Below are 26,108 nucleotides of genomic sequence, written 5' to 3'. Positions count from 1 at the left end.
AAGATTGAAAGGAAAGTAATTCATAAAAAAAAAGGAGGTAGAGAAGGTGGACTTATTACTCTGGATAACTACTGGTTTCATGCTAATCGGTTTAGTTGTTCTCATTTCTATGAAAAAAGGTATGGAAAGTAAGGTTGCTTTTATAAAAGCAAATATGGAAGACGAGGAAAATTCATCAAAAGCTAAATCTGTAATTTGGTGGATATTGGGTACAACTGCTTGGGGAGTAGGGGCTATATCTATTGTAGGTTGGTGGTTTCATAATTAATTTGGATAACTGCCGATTTCAAATGTACTTAAAGTAACGGGTGCTTTACTTGAAGATCATTGAGTTGCATATGCAGCTCTTTTTTCTTTATTGAACTAACGAGGCAGGTTAGTTCAATAAACTAGTCTCAAATATTACAAGGACATACCCATTGAAAATGATGAATAAAGTATCATTAAGAGATGTTCGAAATGGGGGTGATTTCTTTGGATGGATTGAAAAAAGTTGTACTTAGATTAATTGAAATAATTGAAATCATTGTAATCTTATCAATTGGTTTACTTTTCACAATTTATATTTTAAGACCTATTTACGAGAACTTTGGAATTCAATTTACGGGAAATGTATGGGTAAACTGGTTTGGAGTTTCTTATATTTTATTCGTCTTATACTCGTTGATTGTTGGTTTGGTTATATCTAGGGAAAGTATTCTCTTTAAACAGCGACTTACATCGGTACTCTTTTGGCTTATTTTTATTGGCTCAAATTATGTAGTTTTTATCCCTTTTATAAAAGGGGGAAATCCATTCTAAGCTGAAAATAAAGAAGAGAAAATATTTTAAGTTACTCAACTAACGGGGTGCTTTAGTTGAATATCTTGGTGCTATTCAAACAGGTTTTTTTATTCAACTAAAGGGGAAGCCTTAGGGATAAAAGTGATTCATGTTGTGGAAACTATACATAGTGAATAATGAGTGAATGTCATTGTTCGCAAAATACCAATTACATGTACTTAAAGTAACGGGGTGCTTTAGTAAAAGATCGTTGAGCTGTTCAGACAGCTCTTTTTTTATTGAACTAACGGGGCAGGTTAGTTCAATATTTAAAAATGAGTGTGTTGTATGAATAGTATTTTGAAAAGGTGTTACATAATGTAGAACATAAAACTAGTCAATTAGATTGTACATTCTTTGGTAGTAATGATTGTTTCGTGAAAATACAAATGTGACGAAAGAATATCGAAGTACTTGACAAGATGGTTCTCGTACTTGTACGGACATCCTCTTTTGAAATTGCTGGGTACGAATCCTTTGCAGCTTTTAATAATGCCATTCCTTTTTGTTCATCACGTGCGAGTGAGAGATTCTTTTTTGTATTCGCTTTTAGGGAATTACGAATCACTGTTTTGAACAAGCTACTACTTCATCTAGGTGCGGATATAGTTGCACAATATTTAAAAAGAGGGACGATCGTGTAGAAAACAATCGTTTTAATTTTGGGAAACTAGTTGATAATGGCATGCATTCGATAAAATAAATAGTTGATTTCTGTATCAAGTTGTGAAATTTTTCCTTCAAATTCACATTGACGATAATGGTTATAAATCACGATTGTACTTTTACCCATACTGACATCAAGTGCCACTACATGTTTCATCTGTATTTCTCCTTTTAGTCTTCACAGTGCCTTATCGATTCCATTTTCCAATTTAGATGAGTTTAAAGAGGTGTAGTTAATATTTCAATATTCCCTATTTGTAGATGTTAATAATTGGTTGAATTTTAATATGAATAATGTATAATACTAAATAATGGTACCAGCAAAACTTTATTGGTACCAAACGTATTGGGAGGTGCCATTTTGAGAGAACGAATTATTAAAGAAACAATTTTGCAGATTGAAGAAAAAGGATTCTCATTTACTGTAAGTGACCTTGCAAACGGATTATCAACAAGTAAAAGAACAATTTATACATATTTTTCATCTAAGAATCAGCTAGTTGAAGAAGTAATTCAACATTTATTTAGTCAGATTAAGGAGCAAGAGAGAATTATTATTGAGGACACCCAACTTTCTTTATTGGAAAAAATACATCAAATACTCATTTGCGTACCGAAACAATTTGAATTATTGGATGTACGTTTACTTGCAGATTTAAAAAAATATCATTATGAGGAATGGATAAAATTAGATCGCTTTTTGAAAGAAGAGTGGGATAGTGTCGTTTACTTAATGGAGCAGGCAATTAAAGAAAATTTAATAAAAAGCATTAATATTTCCTTATTCATTGAGGTATATTTAGGGGCAATTAATCAAATTTATCAATCTAAATTTGCAAGTAAGAATGAAATGGCAGTTGGAGAAGTATTTCAGTCAGTAGTGGATATGTTGTTGCAAGGAATTATAAATGAACGGAGGAATGACTAGAAATGCATTGGATCTACTTGTGCTTAGCTATTATTTTTGAAGTAGGTGGAACAACTAGTATGAAGTTATCAGAAGGTTTTTCGAGGCTATATCCAAGCATTTTAATGATAGTTTTTTATCTTGGTAGTTTTATTTTTCTGACGTTATCGTTAAAAAATCTAGATGTATCTGTTGCATATGCTATTTGGTCTGGAGTAGGAATAGTAATTATAACTTTAATTGGATTTTTCATGTTTCAAGAAGGTTTAAGTACAGTAAAGGCAGTATCGATTATTCTTATTTTAATAGGAGTTGTCACTTTGAATATGGAAAGTAAACATAGTGGTTCTATCGAAGAAATATCACAAATAAAAGAAAATATTTAGTTACATATACTTCTAATATATGTCGCAATCTATAACTGGAGGGAATAAATGAAACTATTAAAACCATTTTTTCTTGTAACAGATGTCGGTTTTATCCTTTATTGGATTGCCAACTATTTTTATCTTATACCAAAAAATGTTGCATTTAAGGACTATGATAATCCAATGATTATTGCATGGAACTGGTCATTCTTCCCTTTGGATATTCTAATTTCAATTACAGGATTGTACAGTTTATATTTATGTAGAAGGAATCATCCTACTTGGGAAAGCATGGCGCTTATTTCTCTTGTTTTAACATTTTGCTCAGGATTGCAAGCAATTGCTTTTTGGGCATTTATCAAAGACTTCGATTTTACTTGGTGGTTATTTAATTTATACTTAATGATTTATCCGTTATTCTTTATGAAAATTCTATTTAAGAATAAACTATCTCAAACGGAGAAATCACTTCGCCATTCTTTTAAACAGTTGTAGTAAACTTATACTGAATAAACTTAAGCGTATTCATTTGTGCCCATATTAAGAGCGAAATAACAAATCTTTTTTGTGCTAACGAGGGCTTTAGTAGAAGATTTTTAATCTGTTCAGACAGCTCATTTTTTCTTTAACTAACGGGGCAGTTTAGTTCAAGAGAGGTTTTAACTTGTATTCAACAATCGGGCCATCTAGTTGAAGAGGAAAAGTGAGGGAGAACTTGTATGATCTATGTAAATGTTAGAGCAATAATTGAAAGAAATGGACCAAATGGAACTGAAATCGTTATACAAAAAAGGGTTAAATCTAATGAGAATAAAACACCTTATGAGCTACCTGGAGGAAGGTTAGAGGAATTCGAGTCATTTATGGAAGGACTTAAAAGAGAAGTGCACGAAGAAACAGGACTTCATATAACAAAGATTTTTGGGGAAGAAACTAAAATTGAAACTAATGATGTGGACTCAAATGTTGAAGCTATGAAGCCTTTTGCTGTATATCAAACGACAAATGGTCCAGTAGATTCATTAGGCGCTTATTTTCGATGTCAAGCCTCTGGTAATTTAGTTAAAGAAGGCGACGGTACTATGGATATAAAGTGGATTCCAGTAGATGAGCTACACCATTCACTAGAGAAGGATCTAATAGATTTTAGCTGGGTCGATAAGTCTGGAATAATGTATTATTTAAAATGGTATTACGCAGAAAAACAACAAATTGATTAGTATGATGCCTATTTTATTCTGGAAAAGCATTCATTAAATTTCCGATAATAACTTTACGGGACCTTTGTATAATATTGGAGTGGTTATATTGAAAAAATTGTTTTTGAAATGGATTGTGAAAGAAAGTACTTAAAGTAACGGGTGCTTTACTTGAAGATCATTGAGTTGCATATGCAGCTCTTTTTTCTTTATTGAATTAACGGGGCGTATAGAGGGATTAACGACGGAAAAACATTTCTGAATGAAGTTTTTGAAACTTGGTTTTACTTATAAACGTATATAGATTGGAGGTGAAATTTATGGAAAAGAAAATAGGTATTTCTCTGTCTGTTTTACTACTCGGTTTCGTTGTAAGTTATATCTTAACATCAGCATTCGCGCATTACGGGATTAATACATCATCGTTAATAACTGGATTGCTTATTGTCTGTGTTACTGTTTCTCTGATTTCATTGTTTGAAAAGATTTTTCCCGGGAGACCAGAAGAAGCAAATTAATAACATAATCTGTTAAACCTAAGGGAGTAGTTATACGAAGGACTGTTCCCTAAGATTTGTTGCACAGTTTGACCACAGTCTTCCGCAATAGGTGCGATTGTTGAATTAGCGTTGCTGTTCTTATTTAACTAACGGAGTGCTTTACTTGAAGATCATTGAGTTGCATATGCAGCTCTTTTTTCTTTATTGAACTAACGGAGCAGCATACCTGTAAGGAATGTTCAGATAAATTATGGATTATGCAAAACAAAGTAAGTTTGTGAAATAATGTACTTAAACTAACGGGTGCTTTACTTGAAGATCATTGAGTTGCATATGCAGCTCTTTTTTTTTATTGAACTAACGGAGCAGTTTAGTTTAAGTAGAAAAATATATATACCATTGCTGAAGAAATAAAATAGAGTATAGATTGAATCGAACCATATCTAAGAAAACAAAAAGGGCCGCTTTAATGAAAGCAGCCCTTTTGTATACGTTAACGGTAGTTATTATCTTATATTGCTATTATAGCACAAACTATTTTGAATTATAAGACTTTTAATTCCGCTGTATAAAATATACCATAATATGGAATGGGGGTAGAGGAATGATTTTTGATCAGCTTTTATATGAGAGGCCTAACATCGTTGAATTTGAAGAAGAGGTATTTGAACTATTAGGAAAGTTTGACTCTGTAAACTCATTTGAAGAGCAATTTAAGCTAATAGATAAGATTAATTCGCTTAGAAATCATGTTTTAACAATGTTGACTATTGCGGAGATAAGAGCGCAATTAGATACCTCAGATAAGAAGTATCAGGAAGAACAAAAGTTTATCAATAAAAATTGGCCAGTATATGAAAAAGTTGTAGCGAGTTATTATGATCGTTTAATAAGGTCCACATTTAAAGAACAAATTAGTAAAAAGTATGGAAAACAGTTACTGAATCTAGCTGAGATTAATGTAAATACAATTGGTTCATCATTTATTGATAAATTAAAAAGAGAGAACAATCTTATAAGTGAATATACAAAAATGATGGCAAATGCCAAGATTGAATTTAAAGGAGAAGAGAGAAATCTAGCTCAATTAGACAAATTTGTTTCATCTCCAGATAGAATGCTTAGAAAGCAGGCTATCGAAAAAAAATATGAACTATTGGAGCAATACGAAAATAGAATTGATGAACTTTTTGATTCTTTAATTCAAGTAAGAACTCAAATAGCAAAGGAGCTCGGCTACAATTCTTTTGTGGAACTTGGATATGCTAGACTTTCTAGGGTTGACTATGGTCAACAAGAGGTGGCTGACTTTAGAAAAATGATTTTGAAATATATGGCTCCTATATCCGAGAAATTAAGAGAAAAGCAACGGATTCGGATTGGGATTGAGAACTTAACCTACTATGATGAAGAAGTGAGGTTTAAAACCGGAGAGGCTATCCTTAAAGGGGATTCTAATTGGATGATAGAAAAATTTAAAACTATTTTCCAACAATTATCTGAACAACCTGGTGAGATTTTTAAGTTAATGCATGCGAATAAATATATGGGTTTAACCATTAAAGAAAATAAAGCAAGAGGTGCTTATGCTACTTATTTATGTAATGAAAAGATTCCATATATCTTTGCAAACTTTAATGGATCAAGAAAGGATGTAAAGGTACTAGCACATGAATTTGGTCATGCATTTCAGATGGCTATTTTTAACCAAAATAACACTATACCAGAATATATACTTCCCACTAAGGAAGCTTGTGAAATTAGCTCAATTGCAATGGAATTTCTTATATGGCCCTACATGGAAGAAATATTTGGGGATGACGCAATGAATTATAGATATTCACACTTAGAGGATGCTATATTTGCAATGCCTTATAGGGCTAGTATTGATGAGTTTCAACATTTTATCTATACAAATCCTAACTTATCAATAGTGGAGCGAAAGAAAAAATGGGTTGAAATTGAACAAAAATATATGCCATATAAAACTACTTATAATCACCCTTACTTAAAAAAAGGGAACTTGTGGCACCAACAAATTCATTTATTTAAATTTCCATTTTACTATATAGACTATGCAATGGCTCAAATTTGTGCATTGCAGATTTGGTCAATCGCACAAATAGATATGTATACTGCTTGGAATGTATATATGGATATTTGTAAACAAGGGGGACGTTTATCTTTCCTAGACTTACTTGATAATTCAGGAATCGCTTCACCATTTAAAGAAGAAGCATTTGAAAATATGATAAAATCCATTGATACATGGTTTAGTAAGAATGATTAATTACAACATAATGCCATTAAAAAATCCCTATATAAAATAATTATAATATATGATAAAAATAACTTCTTAGTTAAACTAAACCAGCTAACAGTCGCTTTTTCACTAACGGGTGCTTTACTTGAAGATCATAGAGTTGCATATGCAGATCTTTTTTCTTTATTGAACTAACGGGGCAGTTTAGTTGAATAAGAAGGTTTTTTTGGAAAGGTGTTGAATAAGTTAAAGCATGTAAACTTTTGAACAAACACCCGCCTTGGGTGAAAATGAAGTCAGTTGGAGGAGATATTATTAATCATAATGAAGTTGCTGAAATATACGAAGCTTATTTAAGTCCACTAGTATCAGAGTTGTACGTGTTGGAAGGCTATGAAACAAGTCTAATTAATGCTCATGCCGGAGGGCGGAATGTCGTTTATAACTGTGAGAAAGAGGGCGCTAGTGCAAAAATACTCAGAATCGCCTATTTAAATGACAGGAGCCGAGAGGATTTGTTGGGCGAAGTTGAATATATCCAATATTTATTCGAGCATGGCGGTAGTGTCTCGAATGTAATCAGCTCCCGGAAGGGAAATCTACTGGAAGAGATTACTCATAATAATCACACCTTTTTTGTCTGCCTGTTCGAAAAGGCTAGGGGAAAAAGGCTGGTAGAAAATCATTATCAGTATCGCGAAGGAGTTCCTATTACGGAATACTATTATAACTGCGGTAAAGTTCTGGGTAAGCTGCACCAATTGTCGAAAGGCTATGCTCCCGTCCATCGCCGGTATAGTTTTTTCGATAAATACAATGTCGAGTATATCGATAAACTGATACCTGGTACGCTATCACTGCTTAAGGAGAAGATGGTAGAGCTCCTTAAAACTTTAGAACGATTGGACAAGAACTCTGAGTCTTTCGGGATGGTACATTTTGATTATAGTGATGGTAATTATATGATTGACTTTGATACCGGACAAATCACTGTATTTGACTTCGATAATTCATGTTTCTGTTGGTATATGTATGACTTGGCAAATCTCTGGACACTCGGAATGGGCTGGATACAATTTGAGCCAGACGCCGGTAAACGAAAAAACTTTATGGATGATTATTTCAGAACAGTACTAGAGGGATACACATCCGAGACCAAAATCGAGGATTTGATGTTGGATAAATTGTCCTTATTCATCCAAATAACCCTCATAGAAAATATTGTAGATGCATTCGAGGTAATGCGGAACAACGGTGAAGAGCTGAAGTGCGATGAGGAGTTGTCATATAGAATAAAATGCCTTGAAGATGATATCCCGTATTTTGGGTTTTTCCATGAAGTTTTCTCGTGCGAAGAACCTTTCGAGTGTGAGGAACGAAAAATTTAATCCACCAATTGCCGAAGATGACGACTATATAATCATAGAACAATAGCAAGGTTGTTGTACTGTCCGTTGCATTACTACACCAGTTAACGAGGGTTCTATCTCATTTCATAAATCAATGGGTTTTTCCGTATCCTTAAAAACTGATTAAGCTGGTCCGGGACAAGACCGTATTTTATTTTCTATAAATATTGCTACTTAAAATTATTCTTATTCAACTAACGGGTGCGTTGATCCAAGAAGGATTAACGCTCTTTTTGTTGAATCGATTGTACTAAAGGGGAAGTTAGTTGAATAATATTCCCTTAATTTACTGATAGAAAGGATGTTTTTATTGCCTGTTGAATCTGAAAGACTGTTATTTCGTCCGTATACGGATGATGATTTTGATTTCCTTATGTCCTTATTAACTGACCCTGAAATGGTTCGATTTATTGGAAATGGAGAGACAAGAAACATATACGGTGGGAAGAATTTTTTAAGCTGGATATATAGTACATACAAATTTGGTGATAATTTGGGATTATTGCTGTTAGTTCGAAAAGAAGACAATGTTCTTATTGGGCACGCTGGTCTCGTTCCACAAGTAATTGAAAATGAAGTGGAAATAGAAATAGGGTATTGGATCGCTCGAGATTATTGGGGACAAGGATATGCAACAGAAGCTGCGATTGAACTTTGGAAATATGGAAAAGAACATCTAAATAAACAAAGATTTATCGCTTTAATTCAGCCTGAGAATGTCGTTTCGCAAAAAGTAGCTAAAAATATAGGAATGGTAATGGAGAAGAAAATAATATTAGGAGGGAAAAGCGTAAACGTATTTTCAATATCATAACAATGTCTTATTGAACTAGCTGTCCCAATCATTAGTGTATTTCTCCTAATATTTATTACAGATAATACCCTTCTAAAGTGGAGGCTTCTAATAGTTGGAATAGTTCTAGTTAAAAGCTTCAGGTGAGCGTTAATTTATATACTAGATGTGATTTAATATAACAATTAAAGTTTGTGAAGAATTTCACTTAAACTAACGGGTGCTTTAGTTGAATAAGGAGTCTCGTTAGATTTATGCAGATTTACAACGTTCAGGAAAGAATTGTTACCAAACGGCGCTTTGGGAAGGCTTGGGAAAGTGATATAATGAATATTCATAAAAATCCAAAAAGGAGCTTAATCTATGACTAATAATGAATTTAGCGATAATTTGTCCAAATATGCAAATCCAGGGGAATATGATGAGACCTATAAAAGTTATACGGCAGATTTAGAATTCATCGAAGCTCATTTAGGTGGGAGTAATCAATCAATTATTGAACTTGCTTGTGGAACAGGTCGTTTAGCAGTACCTTTAGCAAAACAAGGACACTTAGTATATGGTGTTGATATTGATGCAGGAATGTTGAAGTATGCACAAGAAAAAGCTGATGCTGAAGGTCTTAACATTCACTTAAGCGTTCAGGATTGTACAAAATTAAACTTGCCTATCAAATCAAACTTTATATATATGACGGGTAACTCCTTCCAACATTTCTTAACTAATGAGAGTCAAGATGCCCTATTCATCTCAGTCAAAAGGCATTTAAACACAAAAGGCGAATTTATTTTTGATACGAGAAATCCTATTTTACATGAACTTTTAAACGTTGATATTTCTGAAGAATCGATTGAGCAAAATGGAGAAATAACAAAAGTTATCAGTCAGGAAGTATATAATCCTTTGAATCAAATTTTAGAGTGTACTTCAACATACATATCTTCAAAAAATGAGTATAAAGATAGTATTAAACTACGATATACGTATCCATTAGAGCTAAAACGTGTTTTGCAACAACATGGCTTTGAGTTAATCAGTATATATGGCTCATGGAAAAAAGCATTATTTGATGCAAATAGTATTTCAATGGTTGTTCATGCACGATTAAAGTAAATTATATGCATATTTAAATTATCATAACGTTCCCAAATCATACTTTGGTGACTCTACGAAGAAAACTTTCCAAACCACGCTTTTGGTGCATTTTTTACTTCAACTAACGGGTGCTTTACTTGAAGATCATGGAGTTGCATAGGCAGCTCTTTTTTTTATTGAACTAACGATGTAGTTTAGTTGAAGAATAATTGATAATATATGTATAGCAAATTGAACATTGGGACGTGATTAAAACGGATAACAGATTATTGGCGGTATATGTGGAATGGGAAGAAAAATTAGACAAGGATGAGTGGTATTTTAGTAATTCTTTTGAATTAATTACAAAGGAAATGTCTTCTGACGAAGCATTTAACTATATTCCGATTGTCGTTGAGGTCTTATTGAAGTTAGATGATGACTTTTTGATATGGCAAACCCTTTATTTTTTAATTAAACTGTATGGTATTGCTGATACCACTGAAATACATCCTTTCCTTGATGAGAATATGTCTATTCTAACAAATCATATTAAGAAGTTTAAAGACCCCTATGCTACTCCATTTGCGGAGTTCAAAAGGCATTTAAGGATTAAATAATAACTTTATTCTTATTGTGCTAACGAGGCAGTTTAGTTGAATAAGAAAAATATTACATATATAAAATCAGGAAATACATTGTTAAGATTGGATAGGTCAAGTATTCTATGGAAAGAAATTAGAAACGGGACGTTAATTAAAGAAGAAGTAAATATATCTAATTGTATGGAGGAGTCACGTTGGTTAATGAAGTAATTAAAAATGCTAAAGAAATGATTCAAAGGTCTGGAACATCCACTAGGATATCGACAGTTGGCGAAATAAATGACCTAAATGAAAAACTAGATATTAAACTACCAGAATGGTTGATAGAATTAATGACTACGGTAGAAGTGTGTGATAGTGAATTGATTGTTCCTCTAGATGAGGAAGATGAAGAAGCTCAATTACGAATACAATTCTTGAATCCACAGTGTATGATTGAAGAATGTTCATTATATGTTCCTGGATGTGCAGTACATAAAAACGGTTATATTTGTATTGGATTAGAAATAGGTATTGGAAATCCTTACGCAATAAATATACACGAAGGAAATAATCCTCCTGTCTATTTATTAAATCATGAATATGGTGAAGAGACTGAAATGATAATTGAAAATAAACTAACTGTTGTAAAAAAATTATCCGACCTTTTCCTAGTTGCGACTATAAAAAAGTAAAATTGTTGAATAGCCCTTTAAAATTTAATGTTTGTGAATAAATGTACTTAAACTAACGGGTGCTTTAGTATAAGATCTTAGAGCTGTTTATACAGCTCTTTTTTATTCAATTTAGGGTAGGATAGTTTAATTTGAAGTGATTAATATTAGATATTAAAGAAGAATAGAATGGAAAAGCGTGAAGAAGTAAAGGGATTGAGAATGGTTGTTAAATTATGTACAGCAAGCAGTATTGGAACTTACCAAACATCTTTGCAATATCCTCACGTAAACATTGTCCCATTACTGTACACTACCATATATAAAAGACAACAAAAAAAAGACCGCCCGTTATGGAGTGGTCTTTTTTTATAATATAAACTTTTAATCATTATTACATTTTTTGTATCACATACTTCATATATATAAAGTTTAAAGTTCCTGATTTTTTCGATAGGACTTACTAAGCGATATAGTATCCATTATTAACCACAATACACCAGCGATAAAAGCAACAGCTATACTTTCAAAAATCGAACTTTTAACTAGTATCATCATTACTGCAAATACTGTAGCAAAACCAATTGATCGAAAGATATTTCTCTTTTTCATTTGCATATATTCATCTTTTGAAAATACTTCCGAATATTCAATTCCAGATATAATATAACGCAAAACAATATAAATTAAAAAGAAAAATACTGGAATAGCGAGTAAAATCAAAGGCTTTATTTCTGTATTAAGATACAACGCTATCATAATAAAAGATAAAATGAGCTGAAACAAAGCACCTTCTACAATAAATCTTGAAGTTCGTTGTTGACGATATTCATCTTGCGCAAGTAAGTTGAAAATATTCATGTTATTCCTCCCAAAATAAATCATTTAGTGTTTTATTAAGTTTTTTGGCTATTGCAAGACAGAGTTGCAAACTAGGATTATAGGCATTTTTTTCAATCAAACCTATTGTTTGTCGAGTAACACCGACAGCCTCAGCTAATTGAGACTGAGTTAGCCCTTTTTCCATTCTAGCTAATTTAATTTTATTAACCATATATACCTCCTAACGATGTAATTTATATATTACATATGCAAGTTATACATTACATTAATTTGTTAAATACTTCAAGAACTTTTACGAATTTAATATTAATTTTTTATTAGATACCACAAATTTATTGCGGTTATTCTCCATTACCATCCCAACCAATTATCTAGATTTTGTCTTCTATAAACGGGTGCTTTAGCAAAAGATTAATGAGCTGTTCATACAGCTCATTTTTTCTTGTTCAACTAAAGATGCAGTTTAGTACAAGAAGAGTTAAAAAAAATATTAGCAAGGACATTTGGAAACCAATATTCTATAATGGGATTTAAATACAAAAGAGGTGAATGAAATGCGACCCATATTATCAAAGGATTTGAATGAAAAAGATTTCAGAAATTTTTACTGGTTAAAAGAAGAACTACAGGTTTTTTGTAGAGAAAATGGGTTAAGTACTTCAGGTTCAAAAGTTGAAATCACAGATAGAATTGTGTTCTTTCTTCAAACAGGAAAAATCGTTAAACCATCGAGAAAACAAAATTCTTACCAAAAGTCTTCCAAATCAAAGGAATTGAGCCTATATACAATTATTACAGAAGAGCATCGTTGTAGTCAGGCAGTAAGGGCATTCTTTAAATCACAAATTCCTAAATTTCATTTTTCCACACATATTCAAAACTATTTTAAAGAAAATGTAGGAAAGACATATCAAGAAGTAATTGCTGCCTGGTATGAAGAAGAGGGTCGTAAGAAAGACCCTTCATACATCACAACAATTAGTTCTCAATTTGAATATAATCAATTTACACGAGATTACTTTACTGATCCTGAAAACAAAGGGAAAAAGCGAGAAGATGCTATTGCTGCTTGGAAAGAGATAAAGAAGTTGCCAGGAGAAAATAAATACATATCGAAAAGTAATTCTTGATCCCTTCTTCTTCTTCAACTAAAGGGGCAGGTTAGTTCAAGAAGACTTTGTTAATGGGAAGGAGAGGACTAATTTATGTTATTTATGCTTTGGCTTGTCATACCATTATTAGGCGTTTTATGGTTTTTAAATTTTACTACTTTTTTGAAGAACCTAAAGAATGGAAAAAGCACTCATAACCAAAATGTTTTAGGAGCAGTCTTAACGTTTATTTTTATCTTTGCTCTAATGTACTGCTATGTTGGAACCCACTAAATAAAATAGATTGTGAACCTTTACACTTAAACTAACGGGGCAGGTTAGTTGAAGAGTCTTGTTTAACTTTAGTTCAACAATCGGGCCATTTAATTGAATAAGACTACACAAAAAGTCGCTTTCCCTTACGTAAGGAAAGCGACTTTTTAGATTGATTTCCCCCTTGTTATCAGGCTTTTTACTTTAAGTTCCTTTGACTAATTTTGAAAATGTTGTTGACTATTCAGTTGAACTGTATTACATTGGTGTTAAGTTGAACTATATAGTCAAACTGAATAGAGGGTGAGGATATGAAACATAAATTATTACCGTTGTCTGAAACCATGCATTATATTTTATTAGCTCTGCGTGAGCCACTCCATGGCTATGCCGTAATGCAGAAGATAGAAAAGATAAGTAATGGTACTGTTATTTTAGCAGCTGGTACATTATACGGTGCGATTGAAAACTTGAATAATCATGGTTGGATTGAACCTGTTGGAGAGTCAGGTCGAAGAAAAGTTTATATGATAACTGCGGAAGGAAGCGCCATTTTGAAAATGGAACAAAACAGGTTATTGCATATTTTATCCCTGTACGAAGGAAGTGAATCGAATGAAGAAATTTAAAATATTTTTTGATATCGAAAAAGAGGAGCAATGGCTGAACGAGCAATTACAAAAAGGCTATCGTTGTACAAATATTAGTGGATTAGGAATATACACTTTCAAAAAAACTGACAAGGGATATGTTATACGACTTGATTATCAAGATTATTTACCTAAGAAAAAGTTGGTTGAATACAAAGGGATATATGAGGATTTCGGTTGGAACTATATAAAGGGGCCCTGGCTTAGTGGAATACGGTATTGGCAAAAAGAAGATGATGATCAAAATGAAATCTTCTCGGATCGCCAATCAAAGGATAATCATTATAAAAAATTAATGAATTATTCATTTTGGATGGTTATGCTGTGTTTAGCTTATTCTTATATGTTTTACAAGGATTCGGGATTATATCATGAAGGTCTTTGGAGTATGAAAGGTTCATTATTTTGGAAGGCATTTTTATTTGAAACTCCGTTTGTCCTTTTGAAGTTGTCTTCCACACTTCTGTTTGTTTTTTTGGGTGTCAATTTCTATAAAACTTATCGAAAGTATTCAATATTAAAAGAAAAATAATGCGAGGAGGTTAATTATGAACTTTTTTTAATTCAAAGAAGTAATTGAGGATAATGTATCTACCACAATCGAGCGCGATTGTTGAATAAGCGTCCCTTTTCTTATTCAACTAACGGGGCTTTACTTCAATAAGGAGTAGAGCCTTTTTCTTCTTGAACTAACGGGGCAGGTTAGTTGAACAAGATTCTGAAGTTCAAGTCCTTAGAGTTTAGAAGAATAAACGGAAGTATCTATTATAATATTTATTCATTATTATTCGCTATACTACTAAAAAGGAGTGGAATGATGTTTTTCTTAACACGTGAACGACAGGAAGTATTCAACGCAGCACATACATATCCATTTGAGGAAGAGTTCGATGCTGAATTTGAAAATCATTTATATGAGCATTTAGCCGAGTATATAGATGTTTTACCACAAAAGTTTCAGTCGGGAATTATTGAACGAACTTTATTTCGAAATGATACTTTAATGGAAGTGTTTGAAGAATGGTGCAATGTGACAATTGAGCAGTTCACAACTAAGAGTAATGCTATTTATGAAAAGCGTGAAGCAATTGTTGAACGCTTTAATCCGTCTGCACAAACCGTTTTTTCACAATCATTTCATGATGGTAAAATTTTGAATGCTGAGCAACAAGGAAATAATTTTACGCTTCTATTAGATATGAGTGGAGGGTTTACAGTCGAGTCAATTGTGCAGTTAGTTTTTCATGATGCACAAACAGAAGGTAATCTTGAAGGCTATTACGTGTATGACGAACTAATAAAGATCAAAAGTAGATTTGCATTACGAGTTTTATCTAGTTTTGGTAGCCCTTATGCTGAATGGACGATTTTCTTTAAAGATGTGACAGCAAAATACTTGTATCGTCCTGCAGTTTATATTGAACCGGAAGAAGTCGCGACGTGGGATGATTATGTTATTGCGCTAAATCTAGATGACAATTACTATATTGTAAAAGATATGCACTTTGTAGAGATTGATTTGGCTAATCTTTCGCAAACGGATAATGGGATTTTTGCTGGAGGGGTATTACTTGGTGATACCTTTGAGGAGGCAAGAGAGCGAATTTATTGTGCTACTTATGAAGATCCATATGCTCATTTTAGTGAGCCTATTCCGACTGATGAGTTGTTATTTGCTATGTTTGATTTAGACCAAAATATACGAGTACGTGCCTTCAACACAATTTTTGCACTAGGAGAGGATGCTGCATATATCGTTAATGATGCGCTACGTAACGTCGATGTAAGCGCAGATGAAAATATGTATTTTGGCATTATAGCAAGCCATTTCGATCAATTCGGTTGTTTAGAGGATGATGTAAAACTGAAATGGCTTAGGGAATAAGAAGAGTGCTGTTCAAAACGTTCTCCAATTGAACAGCCTTTTTGTTTTTATTTAAGCTAGTATAGCTTGAGATTTATTTTATCGAAAATTTTTTATACCTGAAAAACATCTTTTCTTTTACTAGCCGAGCTAATAGATTATCCTACATTACTCCATTAAAGGGCGCAATTGTTGAATAAGCTTCACTTTTCTTCTTCAACTAATGGGGCAGGTTAGTTGAAGAAGAATTAAAGGACAATCGTTCAATGTGGTTGAATAAGTATTATATATACTAATTCATTGGGGGTACAAAATGGAGTTTTATAAATTTAGTAAAGATAGTGGTAAGAGAATTTCAAAATTTGATTCGAATTTTATTATGTCTCGTATTATTCAAACAGATAAAGCAACTAATATAGGATGTATGCACTTAGACCAAAATGGTATTGTAGGGTTCCATCAAGCAGTAGTACCTCAACTTTTGGTAGTAATAACAGGAGAAGGGTATGTTCGTAATGATAGCGAAGAATATTTTAAAGTTCAGTCTGGAGATGCTGTATTTTGGGAAAAAGATGAATGGCATGAAACAAAATCAGATAAAGGATTAACTGCTATTGTAATTGAAAGTGTCGAGTTAAAACCTTCCTTATTTATGCCATTAAAGAAATAGATATTATTCAACTAACGGGGCAGTTTAGTTGAACAAGGCTAGATGGTAAATTACGCTAAGAATAGAAATAAAATTAGGGGGATTTCTAATGCATATAGACAATAAAACAGTATTAGAATTAGTGGAATTTGATAAATATGATGTTTTAGGTTTGGTAGAACTTTCTACATCAGTTGGCTGGGATTATGATGAACATGAAATCAGAACTGTTATGTCATCTGGTAAAATATACGGACATAAAAATGCTGTTGGGAATATTGTTTCTAGTGCCGCAATAATACCTTATGATACTAATTTAGCTTCAATTGGTATGGTTATTGTTAATGAAGAATATAGAGGTTTAGGCTTAGGAAAAAAGGCTACTCAGAAATGTATAGAAAGTGTTTCTCAAAATACCTCAATAATGTTAATTTCAACTGAGGATGGGAAACCCTTATATGAAAACTTGGGTTTTATAACTGTCGATTCTGTACATAAGTATTTAAGTGACAATTATATTCCAACTAAATTGTTTAATAATCATCGAGAATTTACCTTAGAGAAATACAGTGAGAATGATTTTAATGAACTTATTGAATTAGATTCGGCTGCATTTGGTGATAAGAGAAGAAAATTACTTCTTAACAGGATAAATCAATCAAAACAATGTTTAGTTGTTAGAAATTCAAAGGGGAAGATTATTGGGTTTGGATTATCCATATTAGGTCCAGTAAATTTATTAATAGGACCTATTGTAGCACCAGATTCACAAACAGCTGCTTTAATAATCGATGGGTTAGTTCTTAATCATCAAGGAAAGTTAAGGATTGATGTGCCATCCAGTAATGACGAGTTAATGCTGTTCTTGGAGAAAAGTGGATTTATAAAAGATAGTAATCCTCCTATAATGATAAAGAACTCTGTTAATATGCCATATAGGAATAAAGAGTTATTTGCTATTACTGCACAAATCTTTGGTTAGGGATAGCAATATCCTTCTTCAACTAACGGTGGCTTTAGTTCAATAAGAATTATACAACAGTACAGTGACAAAAAAAGGTGTTTAACTTACAATAAAGTCGTTTAAAGAATAATAAAGTTGTTGAAAGAATGCGAGTCATTCTTTCAACAAACGGCCAGCTTGTGGTGTAAATAAACCAGTGTGCTTTAAGTTTTCTGAAAATTATGGGAGGATATAAAAACTGTGAACATTGTATTATTATAATTGAATTGCTCCTATAATAAAAAAGAGCGCGCGCTGAATATAATTTGAAGGAGCAAAATAATGATTGCAAATCAACAATTAGTTATAAACAATTTTGAAGAAAAAATAAGAATATTCACTCATGCGGTTAATGGAAAGCTTATCAAAGAAGAAAATTTCGTTTTGGCGAATACAGAAATACCCACTGATACATTCAATGTACTTTTGCCGAAATCTTCACATATAAAAAATGCAATTAATATTAGAAGTAGCATCGAAAATATGCATCTAAAAGAATATCCCTTTAGTACGTGGATTGACTCTCGGTATTTGATCGCTGGCTGGCAAGACCTGATGCAAGAATACGACCTAAAAGAAGCAGAACGTAATGTAATGATGAAACTTGAAAATACCCTTAATGTCGGTCAAAGAAAGTCCCATCAGCTTATGATTACTCATGTGAGAAATTTTGAAGAACTTAAGGAATATAAAGAAGTTTTTATAAGCCTATTTGAAGGTACACCAGAAAAAGATGCGTTGGAAAATTATTTTAATAAGTTTTCTGAAGTAAATTTAGGTTCAGAAATTCAAATGTTTATTGGACGCGTCGGTGAAATAACTGTATCTACTGGTTTACTAATAGATAGCAAAGAAAGTTATGGTATTTATGATGTTATGACAAAAGAAACATTTAGAGGTAAAGGATATGGCAGTGAAATGTTTCATTACCTTCTTACTCAGACAAAAGATAAACAAAAACCCGTTGTTTTACAAGCATCGGAGGATGGGAAAAATATCTATAAGCGCTTTGGGTTTATAGATGTCGGAGAAATGGTTGTATTTGAATAAGGAGATTTCTTAATAAGTTAACGGGGTAGTTTACTACAAGAAACAATTAAGCGATTGTTGTTAAATAATAACTGAAATCTTCTCCAACTAACGGGTGCTTTACTTGAAGATCATTGAGTTGCAAATGCAGCTCTTTTTTCTTATTGAACTAACGGGGCAGTTTAGTGCAACAAAGAGTACTTTCAGAATTATGGGGATTTACAACGCTAAGTAAAGAAATGTGACCAAACGACGCTTTGGGAAGATTTATGCCTCATTGGATTATTTTTTTTTATGTAACAAGTATGAGGTTTTTTAGTAATTAAAGAAAAAAACAGAGGAATTAAAGTATCAACAAGAGCAACTCGGCAAGAAAATTAGCAATATTCAAGAAATGAGGAATTTCATAAAGAATAAGGAAGCATTCATTTCTGAACCCACGCTATCAAGTTGTTACATAGAGGAACGACAAGATATATGGGTTGTGTCTATTCGTAAAACAATAAACATTATTGACATAGACAGACTCGTTAAAATGTTGTTTGAAAGGATATATGCCTATAAGTTTGATACGGAGGGGCCCCTACTAGCTATTTTTCATCAAAAAGACTGGAAACGAAAGAAAGCAGATGTTGAATTACTTTTCCCCATAAAAAACGATAAAAATGAGGAGTATCTCACCGTATTGCCTGGAGGAATGTATGCATGTGTCAATGTGAAAGGACCGTATTCAGAACTTCACTACGGTTACAAACGTTTAAAGAGATGGGTGGAAGAACAATCACTGCACGTTGAAGGTATGTATATGGAACAGTACATAAAGGGACTCGTCCCACCCAAGTAGTGGATCCAATAAATATTAAACCGAATAATGAGATGCACCCAAATTATTTTTTGACAAAAGTGTTTGTAAAGGTAAAGACGTAGAATAATTGAATAACGAATTGAGCTAAACTCTCCAGTTGATGGAGGGTTTATTCTGTTAATAGCAAGGTATATATGGCTTGCTATTAAAATGCAGAATGGGGAGCTTGGAATGAACAAGCATACAGGGAAATTTGCTTATCTAAAAGGAAGTTCGTATGAAATTGGAAAACAGCAGGCATTAGAATACCGTGAGAGTACACATGCTAAGGAAATTTTTTTTAGGGAACAACCTGATTCCGACAAAGCGTACCTTGAAATGAAATCCCAAATCGAGGAGTACTGCCCGGGATTAAATGAGGAATTAGAAGGTTTTGCAGAAGAATTTGGCTATAAACCAAATCAATTAAAGTTTTATAATGATGCATGGTTAATACCAGGAGGCTGTAGCCTAGGCGCAATTTTGCCCTCAAAAACAGTAGATGGAAAGACTTATGTATTAAGAAACTATGACCTCTCACCTGAGATTTCGGATATGCGCCTTTGTACAACTAAAGTAGATGGAAGATACACGCATACTGGTTTCTCAGTTTCTACATTTGGTCGAAGTGAGGGATTAAACGAGAAAGGTCTATGTGTAGCATTTGCTTCGTGTGGCATGCCAATAGGCAAATATCCCGGTATGAGAGAACCAGTAGTTTCTGGGCTACAGTTCATGGTGGTGGTTAGGGCTGTACTAGAGACGTGTGAAAATATTGAAGAAGCTGTCCGTACAGTGAAAAGCATGCCTGTGGGAACGAACATGAATTTACTTTTAGCGGATACCAATGGTGAGGCAGCTTTAGTTGGAACATACGACGGAGTGACATTAGTTAAAAAAGCAGAACTAGACTATCTAATTGCAACAAACCATGGGCTTTTTCCTGAAATTGAAAGTATTGAACCAGGTAAGCTAGAACATTCCCAACTACGATATACTATTTTAGAGAATAAATTTAGTGCCAATGGTAAAAGAACTACATGCGAAATGAAAGAGCTTCTTTCAACGGAGTTTCCAAAAGGGCTATCCATTCATAATTACAAAGAGAACTTTGGAACAGTTCATTCAGTTTTGTTTAATCTTACTGATCGCCAACTTGAATGTTCCTATGGTTCTCCTTTAAAAAATAAATTATATAAGATGAACGTCGGTGATCATTTTTCAAAAAAACAAATCCCAGTTGAATTTTGGAACAAGAACTATGGACCTGACTTTTGGAGAATATTGAGATAATAATTAAATATAAAATCATAGCTAGTATTTAAAGTGAAGCGTTTTTTCTTGCTATTATTGAGAGTATAAAATATTTAAGTTGTGAATAAGTGTACTTAAACTAAACGGAGTGCTTTAGTGCAACAAGGATTTATAAAGTATACAAAATAAAACCAATAAACGTTCCCAAATCAAAGTTTTGGGACGAAATAAAACACTTAAAACGTTGTCATACCAATGTATTAAGTGTTTTTCTATATTTCATTCATATACACCTTATTATGCACTATCGTTTGAACTTAGATACAACAAAGCTTTCAATGCTGTTCAAAAGAAATTGCACTGGTTCATATTTTGAATAAAATCTTGCATATACAGTGGATTCTTTAACGTTATAAATCAACCTTTTCCTATAACATAGCTTTTTCTTTATTGAACTAACGGGTGCTTTACTTGAAGATCATTGAGTTGCATATGCAGCTCTTTTTTTCTTATTGAACTAAAGGGGCAGTTTAGTTGAATATGAAGGAGTAGAAGGTTAATTTAAACAGATAATAACAAAGTGAAACTATAAATTTCATAACTATATTGATTGAATATCTAAAAGAAAATGTGCAGTAATCAACTAATAAAAAAACTGACAACTAATGTTGTCAGTAAAAAGAATGCATTACCTACCTTTATGTTTATTTTTAGACTTTTGAACTTTGATATTCCTAATATATTCTTTACGTTCTTCTTTTAGTCGTTTGCAGGTAACAGATTTTTCTTTTTTTCTAAGATCCAATTCGGCTTTAAGCGCTTCGTCAGCCTTAGTAGAAATACTAGGTTTTTTAAGTTCTTTCGCCACTTTTCTTTGAAGTCTTTTAGGGTTGATTTTTTTTACTTTATTTTGTTGGATAGGTATTCCACTATGTTTATCATTATTTTTGATAAAATCCAACAAATTCGTATTTACAAAATCATAGACCTCTTGATCTTTAGGTTCTTTTCCAAAAATATACCGGTATGCTTTGTATTTGTTTTCGGAAATGTTTTCTATTAGCCCTATATAAAATTGCCCATCATAACAAATGGTTAGTTTCATAGTAGGTCCCTCCTTAATATTAATCTCGAATGATGGACATCCCAAGGAGGGGAAGGTTATTGACATCAAAATTGTGATGCATTCGGACTACCAACCGAATCGTATTTTTTCATTCAAATATGTATTATAAACCATTTGGTAATTTTTGTAATGCAAAACTTAGATTTTAATTATTAGTTGACTTGAAATTGATACAAAAAAAGAAAATCTCATAAAGTAGAAATCTAACTACTGAACAATATGAGTAAATTAATAATTATGGTGCGATCCGCTATTCATTGCGAATATCTAAGAATTTGTGAAGAATCACACTTAAACTAACGGGTGCTTAGTTGAAGATCTTGGAGCTATTCAAACAGGTTTTTTTATTCAACTAAAGGGGAAGCCTTAGGGATAAAAGTGATTCATGTTGTGGAAACTATACATAGATAGTGAATAATGAGTGAATGTCATTGTTCGCAAAATCCAATTTAACTATACTAAAACTATAGTATATAAAATCTGCTTAATCCCTTGATACAAAAGGGAGTAGGCGCTTTTTTTTATTGTAACATATTGGAACGGAAAGAAGGATTAACGCAAAAACGACTGAAAATCGAGCAAATTAGAAGGAATAAATGAAGATAAAGCGGTTTTCGCTCGAGTTGAACCTGAATAAAGTGTAGATTTGTAAAAAAGATTGATTTTATATTGGGAATTTTTGTTACTATAAATATTGAGATTGTGAAAGAATGTACTTAAACTAACGGGGCAGTTTAGTTGAATAAGAGTCAAGTTCTATAATCACAAGACAAAGAAGGTGTAAAAAACGTTTGACACTTCCTTTGTCTTATTTTATTATATAGGTGTAAAAGGTTTTTTACACCTTAGGGATATGGCGGTGGCATATAGAATGGAAAACAGAATTAAAGAATACAGAGAAAAAAACAGTTTTTCACAAGGGAAATTAGCAGAGTTATGTAATGTAAGTAGGCAGACGATTAACGCAATCGAGAACAACAAGTATGACCCAAGTTTACAGTTGGCATTTGATATAGCGAAGTATTTAGGAATCACTATGGAGGATTTATTTATACCATTGGAGAATGGAGGAAAAAAGAGTGGATAAATCAAAAAAAATCATCGTTGTTTTAACATTTACTTTATTTTGTACGCTTGCGGGGATCACTATATACAGATGGGTACGATTGGGAACTATAGATGGTGGGTTAATATTTTTTAGTTTTCTTTCCTTAGCATACTTTGTTAATTCTCTTACTTGGGGCAGCCACGAAGGTCCTAAAGAGAAGGACGAATTAGATAAGCATATTGAAACCCAAAGTGCTAAGATAGGTTACTTTGCATTAATGATATTGTCAGGTTTAATTCTGTTTATCTCTGAAGGAGCAACTAAATTTAATGATATTGAGAATTATCCTTTGCTTATTGTGGTCGGTCTTACATTTGTGACACTTCCGATTACAGAGTTTGTATATTCAAGGAAGTATAAATAATATAACCTACTAATAATGAAACTCCTGTTTGAACTAACGGGTGCTTTAGTAGAATATCTATGAGCTGTTCAGACAGCTCTTTTTTCTTCTTCAACTAACGGGGCAGGATAGGTCAACAAGGGGATAGATTGATTAATAAGATGGGACTTGAACTTAATAGAACAATAAACCACCACCCGAAAGTGGAGGTTTATTATTAAATCGAGGGAATTACTGTTCTTTTAAGCTGGTTATAGAAACACTTTGTTTTTTATTTGGTTCATCAAGGGGATGGATTGTAGCTGTTCCATTTTGTTTATCCACGTGCTCAATGTAGATACTTTCCTCATTATAGGTTACATTAGCCATAATTGGTGAAGAAGCAATTTCTTCTGCTCGTTGTGCGTTCATTTTATCCACCTCCTTTGGGTTTGCAACAGGTATAATATTTGTTCCAAATTACTTAAATATACTTGTTGTAAATAAAATACTTCCTAGAATCATTAACTATAAATATTGGCATAGGTATGTCTAAATCTGTCTCGATTAATTTGTTTACTGCACATATGAGGATAATGTTCAGCAGGTGAAAACAAAAAAACCGGCAGAAAAAAGGCTGCCGGTTTTGGATCAATCAAATTAATTTGTATTGTTTTATTAACTATTATTTGGATTATTACCAGAAGCTTGGTTTTTTTTAGCTTCTGCTTGTTGTATTTGTTGTCTGACTTGGTTAACATCAGTCTCAGTCCCGAATTCTTCGTTCATTGCATTCGGAGTTGCGAATTGACCTGAAGCTTGATTTTTGTTAGCTTCTGCTTGTTGTATTTGTTGTTTGATTTGGTTAACGTATTTGTTGTTGTTATTATTTGGCATGGATTTCACCTCCCGAATTTAGTCTGTTCAGAACATGTTTTATTATCCGTAGATTTTTACTGATTTGAAATTAGCTGTTTAAAGGTGTTTGAAAGAGATGTTTGGGAGTGTATGTTCGGTATTGATAAAAAAGTTTTGATAAGGTAACCCCAGAATACTAATTCTAATCATTTTTAAAAATCATTATTCACTATCGTAGGCGATTGGTCTATTTGAACAATCGCTTCTTGTACTAACGAAGCAGGTTAGTTTAATAAAATCGACTATGATATGATTAGCAAAGGGCTTATTCATAAGGGGGCTTTTTAATGAAACCAGAACAAATTGTTAGAGAATTTTTTGAAAAAGTACGTTCAGGTAATAATCCAGATTACTCAAATCAATTGATGGCAGAACAAGTACTGGCACATCAAATTGTATCTGAAGAAGAACAAATAGTGTTGAGGACACCTAAAGATTATGCTGAACACGTAAGAGAAATGATTGAAGCATATGGTGATTTTTTAATAGAAATTCAAGAATTATTAGTAGACGGAAATAAAGTATATGTACGTTGGAAACAAACAGGTACACACGTAGGAGAAATCGATGGATACAAACCCACAGGGCTTCCAGTAATAGAAATGGCAAGTGCGGTGTATAGAATAGAAAATGAAAAAATTTCAGAGTATTGGATTCAAATTGATAGATCAGGAATTCAAAAACAATTAGAGTGCAATAAAAATATCAAAGGTAGTTAATTAATTTTCAATGTACTAGAAAAAATAAAAGTGATATGCAATATTTGTTAATAAACTCTTATTAAACTAACGGGTGCTTTACTTGAAGATCATTGAGTTGCATATGCAGCTCTTTTTTCTTGTTGAACTAACGGGGCAGATTAGTGTAATTAGGTTTATATGGTAAACTTTGAGGGGTTGTTTTTTGAAAAATGATAAGAAAGTTCTTTATTTTTATATGATTTTGGTCTCAATCGGAACCATACTCATTGCTTTAGGTATAATAGGGTATCTTGTTAAGCTAAATGAACCTAAGGGATACTTAATGATATTTTTTGGATTTTTATTAACGATTAACTATATCAATTACATAGAAAAAAAGCTGGAATAAGTAAAAAAATCATTTGGATTAGAAATAGTGTGTATATGGTTTTAGTTTTTTCTTTATCATATTTCTATATTTCTTATATTTCTTATATTTCTAATCAATTTTTATTGAACTAATGGATGCTTAACTTTAATTTGCTAAAAGGGAGATTTTTTAATGAAAAAATTCTTTGAAAATCATTTAAGGAAAATAATATCTAGTGTAGTATACTTCGTACTTTTTTTTGTTATTTTTTATTGGGGAGAGCCTAATCTAATTAGAAATCTATTTATCACTTTATTTTTAACTGTAATTTTTATGTTTTTAACAAGTGTAATGAATGATAACAGACAAAAAAACGACATTTAATCACATTAATTTATTACCAAATTATGTTATATCCTTATTAACATAAGGAGGAATAATTGATGGAATTTTCGCAAAACATTTTAGTGAAATTGAGTTTGGTAGTTTCAATTGTCATGCTCTCATTCTTTAGTGTCTTTACTGGATCTACTAAAGCAGAAGAATTTGTGGGTTTTGAGTATTGTTTTCTGTTTAAACTTAGTTAGGATATTGAAAAAGATAAAAACGGATGAAAAAACTTCAATAAATACATTTTTGATGATAACATCATTTCTTTTAATCGTGTGGATTATTATAATCAGCGCTACATTTCAGTTTTAGCAAAGTATTACTTCAACTAACGGGTTCTTTACTTGAAGATTATTGAGTTGCATATGCAGCTCTTTTTTCTTTATTGAACAAACGGGGCAGTTTAGTGGAAGAAGGGTTTTGAATGTTAGATAG

General features: G+C 32.4%; 33 protein-coding genes. 26 read left to right on the top strand and 7 right to left on the bottom strand.

The genetic code is table 11. The annotated features are described in order from the left end of the window. The first annotated feature begins 46 nt into the window (after window positions 1–46). Both MKY02_RS13120 and MKY02_RS13115 read left to right on the top strand, forming a co-directional pair. On the top strand, window positions 47–268 hold the full coding sequence (locus tag MKY02_RS13120; RefSeq protein ID WP_038189222.1) for a hypothetical protein: 222 nt from the start codon (window positions 47–49) through the stop codon (window positions 266–268). A 206-nt stretch (window positions 269–474) separates the two neighbouring features. After that, window positions 475–801, top strand: coding sequence for a hypothetical protein (locus MKY02_RS13115; protein WP_038189219.1), 327 nt, complete (start codon window positions 475–477; stop codon window positions 799–801). Between the two features lie 358 nt (window positions 802–1,159). Here the strand turns inward: MKY02_RS13115 and MKY02_RS13110 are convergent, their stop codons facing one another. Together MKY02_RS13110 and MKY02_RS13105 are read right to left on the bottom strand one after the other, a co-directional pair. Continuing rightward, window positions 1,160–1,402, bottom strand: a complete 243-nt coding sequence (locus MKY02_RS13110) for a hypothetical protein (RefSeq protein ID WP_038189216.1) — start codon at window positions 1,400–1,402, stop codon at window positions 1,160–1,162. A gap of 90 nt (window positions 1,403–1,492) precedes the next feature. After that, window positions 1,493–1,645 carry a hypothetical protein gene (locus tag MKY02_RS13105; RefSeq protein ID WP_179078284.1) on the bottom strand — a complete coding sequence of 51 codons (153 nt, stop codon included), beginning with the start codon at window positions 1,643–1,645 and terminating at the stop codon, window positions 1,493–1,495. Between the two features lie 204 nt (window positions 1,646–1,849). Here MKY02_RS13105 and MKY02_RS13100 point away from each other — a divergent pair, with 204 nt between their 5' ends. The 11 genes from MKY02_RS13100 (at window position 1,850) to MKY02_RS13050 (ending at window position 11,280) form a co-directional block, all read left to right on the top strand. Then, a complete protein-coding gene (locus MKY02_RS13100; protein ID WP_038189204.1) occupies window positions 1,850–2,416 on the top strand; it encodes a TetR/AcrR family transcriptional regulator in 567 nt (188 codons plus the stop codon). A 2-nt stretch (window positions 2,417–2,418) separates the two neighbouring features. Beyond that, window positions 2,419–2,781, top strand: a complete 363-nt coding sequence (locus tag MKY02_RS13095; RefSeq protein WP_038189201.1) for a DMT family transporter — start codon at window positions 2,419–2,421, stop codon at window positions 2,779–2,781. 48 nt (window positions 2,782–2,829) lie between these two features. Next, window positions 2,830–3,258, top strand: coding sequence for a YvaD family protein (locus tag MKY02_RS13090; protein ID WP_340711330.1), 429 nt, complete (start codon window positions 2,830–2,832; stop codon window positions 3,256–3,258). A 224-nt stretch (window positions 3,259–3,482) separates the two neighbouring features. After that, window positions 3,483–3,983: an NUDIX hydrolase gene (locus MKY02_RS13085; protein WP_340711328.1), complete on the top strand. Its 501-nt coding sequence runs from the start codon at window positions 3,483–3,485 to the stop codon at window positions 3,981–3,983. Between the two features lie 299 nt (window positions 3,984–4,282). Further along, complete coding sequence (locus MKY02_RS13080) at window positions 4,283–4,480, top strand: hypothetical protein (protein ID WP_038185160.1); 198 nt, start codon at window positions 4,283–4,285, stop codon at window positions 4,478–4,480. Window positions 4,481–5,066: 586 nt separating this feature from the next. Beyond that, on the top strand, window positions 5,067–6,752 hold the full coding sequence (locus MKY02_RS13075; protein WP_340711326.1) for a M3 family oligoendopeptidase: 1,686 nt from the start codon (window positions 5,067–5,069) through the stop codon (window positions 6,750–6,752). A 263-nt stretch (window positions 6,753–7,015) separates the two neighbouring features. Next, window positions 7,016–8,113, top strand: coding sequence for a phosphotransferase enzyme family protein (locus tag MKY02_RS13070; protein ID WP_340711693.1), 1,098 nt, complete (start codon window positions 7,016–7,018; stop codon window positions 8,111–8,113). Window positions 8,114–8,444: 331 nt separating this feature from the next. Further along, window positions 8,445–8,948 (top strand): GNAT family N-acetyltransferase, encoded by a 504-nt coding sequence (locus MKY02_RS13065; RefSeq protein WP_340711324.1) that lies wholly within the window; start codon window positions 8,445–8,447, stop codon window positions 8,946–8,948. Between the two features lie 342 nt (window positions 8,949–9,290). Beyond that, window positions 9,291–10,040, top strand: coding sequence for a class I SAM-dependent methyltransferase (locus tag MKY02_RS13060; RefSeq protein ID WP_038185157.1), 750 nt, complete (start codon window positions 9,291–9,293; stop codon window positions 10,038–10,040). A gap of 263 nt (window positions 10,041–10,303) precedes the next feature. After that, the gene (locus MKY02_RS13055) at window positions 10,304–10,621 is read left to right on the top strand and encodes an ABC transporter (protein ID WP_235175735.1); all 318 of its coding nucleotides are present in this window, start codon (window positions 10,304–10,306) and stop codon (window positions 10,619–10,621) included. A 179-nt stretch (window positions 10,622–10,800) separates the two neighbouring features. After that, a complete protein-coding gene (locus MKY02_RS13050) occupies window positions 10,801–11,280 on the top strand; it encodes an SMI1/KNR4 family protein (protein WP_038185155.1) in 480 nt (159 codons plus the stop codon). Window positions 11,281–11,691: 411 nt separating this feature from the next. Here MKY02_RS13050 and MKY02_RS13045 read toward each other — a convergent pair whose 3' ends face one another. Continuing rightward, window positions 11,692–12,120 carry a hypothetical protein gene (locus MKY02_RS13045; RefSeq protein ID WP_038185147.1) on the bottom strand — a complete coding sequence of 143 codons (429 nt, stop codon included), beginning with the start codon at window positions 12,118–12,120 and terminating at the stop codon, window positions 11,692–11,694. 1 nt (window position 12,121) lies between these two features. Beyond that, window positions 12,122–12,313 (bottom strand): helix-turn-helix transcriptional regulator, encoded by a 192-nt coding sequence (locus MKY02_RS13040; protein WP_038185145.1) that lies wholly within the window; start codon window positions 12,311–12,313, stop codon window positions 12,122–12,124. Window positions 12,314–12,656: 343 nt separating this feature from the next. Between MKY02_RS13040 and MKY02_RS13035 the strand changes: the two genes are divergently transcribed. From MKY02_RS13035 to MKY02_RS12995, 9 genes are all read left to right on the top strand, one after another. Beyond that, window positions 12,657–13,232 carry a DUF6434 domain-containing protein gene (locus tag MKY02_RS13035; protein ID WP_038185144.1) on the top strand — a complete coding sequence of 192 codons (576 nt, stop codon included), beginning with the start codon at window positions 12,657–12,659 and terminating at the stop codon, window positions 13,230–13,232. 545 nt (window positions 13,233–13,777) lie between these two features. Beyond that, entirely contained in the window at window positions 13,778–14,095 is a 318-nt protein-coding gene (locus MKY02_RS13030) for a PadR family transcriptional regulator (protein ID WP_076066019.1), read from the top strand. After that, window positions 14,082–14,648, top strand: a complete 567-nt coding sequence (locus MKY02_RS13025; protein ID WP_076066020.1) for a DUF2812 domain-containing protein — start codon at window positions 14,082–14,084, stop codon at window positions 14,646–14,648. The genes MKY02_RS13030 and MKY02_RS13025 overlap by 14 nt, the downstream gene beginning before the upstream one ends. A gap of 285 nt (window positions 14,649–14,933) precedes the next feature. After that, window positions 14,934–16,001, top strand: coding sequence for a DUF4085 family protein (locus MKY02_RS13020; protein ID WP_038185133.1), 1,068 nt, complete (start codon window positions 14,934–14,936; stop codon window positions 15,999–16,001). 292 nt (window positions 16,002–16,293) lie between these two features. Next, entirely contained in the window at window positions 16,294–16,650 is a 357-nt protein-coding gene (locus MKY02_RS13015; RefSeq protein ID WP_340711322.1) for a cupin domain-containing protein, read from the top strand. Window positions 16,651–16,738: 88 nt separating this feature from the next. Then, on the top strand, window positions 16,739–17,611 hold the full coding sequence (locus tag MKY02_RS13010; RefSeq protein ID WP_038185131.1) for a GNAT family N-acetyltransferase: 873 nt from the start codon (window positions 16,739–16,741) through the stop codon (window positions 17,609–17,611). A gap of 303 nt (window positions 17,612–17,914) precedes the next feature. Then, window positions 17,915–18,682, top strand: coding sequence for a GNAT family N-acetyltransferase (locus tag MKY02_RS13005; protein WP_340711320.1), 768 nt, complete (start codon window positions 17,915–17,917; stop codon window positions 18,680–18,682). A gap of 463 nt (window positions 18,683–19,145) precedes the next feature. Continuing rightward, window positions 19,146–19,505, top strand: a complete 360-nt coding sequence (locus MKY02_RS13000; protein ID WP_235175734.1) for a GyrI-like domain-containing protein — start codon at window positions 19,146–19,148, stop codon at window positions 19,503–19,505. A 192-nt stretch (window positions 19,506–19,697) separates the two neighbouring features. Further along, window positions 19,698–20,798, top strand: a complete 1,101-nt coding sequence (locus MKY02_RS12995) for a C45 family autoproteolytic acyltransferase/hydolase (protein ID WP_038185129.1) — start codon at window positions 19,698–19,700, stop codon at window positions 20,796–20,798. Window positions 20,799–21,447: 649 nt separating this feature from the next. On the opposite strand, the gene MKY02_RS12990 is transcribed toward MKY02_RS12995, so the two are convergent. After that, window positions 21,448–21,864, bottom strand: a complete 417-nt coding sequence (locus MKY02_RS12990; protein ID WP_038185127.1) for a YjdF family protein — start codon at window positions 21,862–21,864, stop codon at window positions 21,448–21,450. Window positions 21,865–22,756: 892 nt separating this feature from the next. Between MKY02_RS12990 and MKY02_RS12985 the strand changes: the two genes are divergently transcribed. Then, complete coding sequence (locus MKY02_RS12985) at window positions 22,757–22,972, top strand: helix-turn-helix transcriptional regulator (RefSeq protein ID WP_038185121.1); 216 nt, start codon at window positions 22,757–22,759, stop codon at window positions 22,970–22,972. Further along, window positions 22,965–23,357, top strand: a complete 393-nt coding sequence (locus MKY02_RS12980) for a hypothetical protein (RefSeq protein ID WP_200866438.1) — start codon at window positions 22,965–22,967, stop codon at window positions 23,355–23,357. Before MKY02_RS12985 ends, MKY02_RS12980 begins: the two co-directional genes overlap by 8 nt. Window positions 23,358–23,567: 210 nt before the next feature. On the opposite strand, the gene MKY02_RS12975 is transcribed toward MKY02_RS12980, so the two are convergent. Both MKY02_RS12975 and MKY02_RS12970 read right to left on the bottom strand, forming a co-directional pair. Next, window positions 23,568–23,747 (bottom strand): small acid-soluble spore protein H, encoded by a 180-nt coding sequence (locus MKY02_RS12975; RefSeq protein WP_038185119.1) that lies wholly within the window; start codon window positions 23,745–23,747, stop codon window positions 23,568–23,570. 246 nt (window positions 23,748–23,993) lie between these two features. Continuing rightward, complete coding sequence (locus MKY02_RS12970) at window positions 23,994–24,212, bottom strand: gamma-type small acid-soluble spore protein (protein ID WP_081730089.1); 219 nt, start codon at window positions 24,210–24,212, stop codon at window positions 23,994–23,996. A gap of 308 nt (window positions 24,213–24,520) precedes the next feature. Between MKY02_RS12970 and MKY02_RS12965 the strand changes: the two genes are divergently transcribed. Beyond that, window positions 24,521–24,952 carry an ester cyclase gene (locus tag MKY02_RS12965; RefSeq protein ID WP_038185118.1) on the top strand — a complete coding sequence of 144 codons (432 nt, stop codon included), beginning with the start codon at window positions 24,521–24,523 and terminating at the stop codon, window positions 24,950–24,952. 184 nt (window positions 24,953–25,136) lie between these two features. Continuing rightward, entirely contained in the window at window positions 25,137–25,322 is a 186-nt protein-coding gene (locus tag MKY02_RS12960; RefSeq protein WP_038185115.1) for a hypothetical protein, read from the top strand. The last annotated feature ends 786 nt before the right edge of the window (window positions 25,323–26,108 follow it).

This window comes from Viridibacillus sp. FSL R5-0888 (assembly GCF_038009105.1).
Taxonomy (GTDB): Bacteria; Bacillota; Bacilli; order Bacillales_A; family Planococcaceae; genus Viridibacillus; species Viridibacillus arenosi.
The sequence above is the reverse complement of the archived record's forward strand: the minus strand, read 5'-3'. Positions and strand labels throughout refer to the sequence as shown.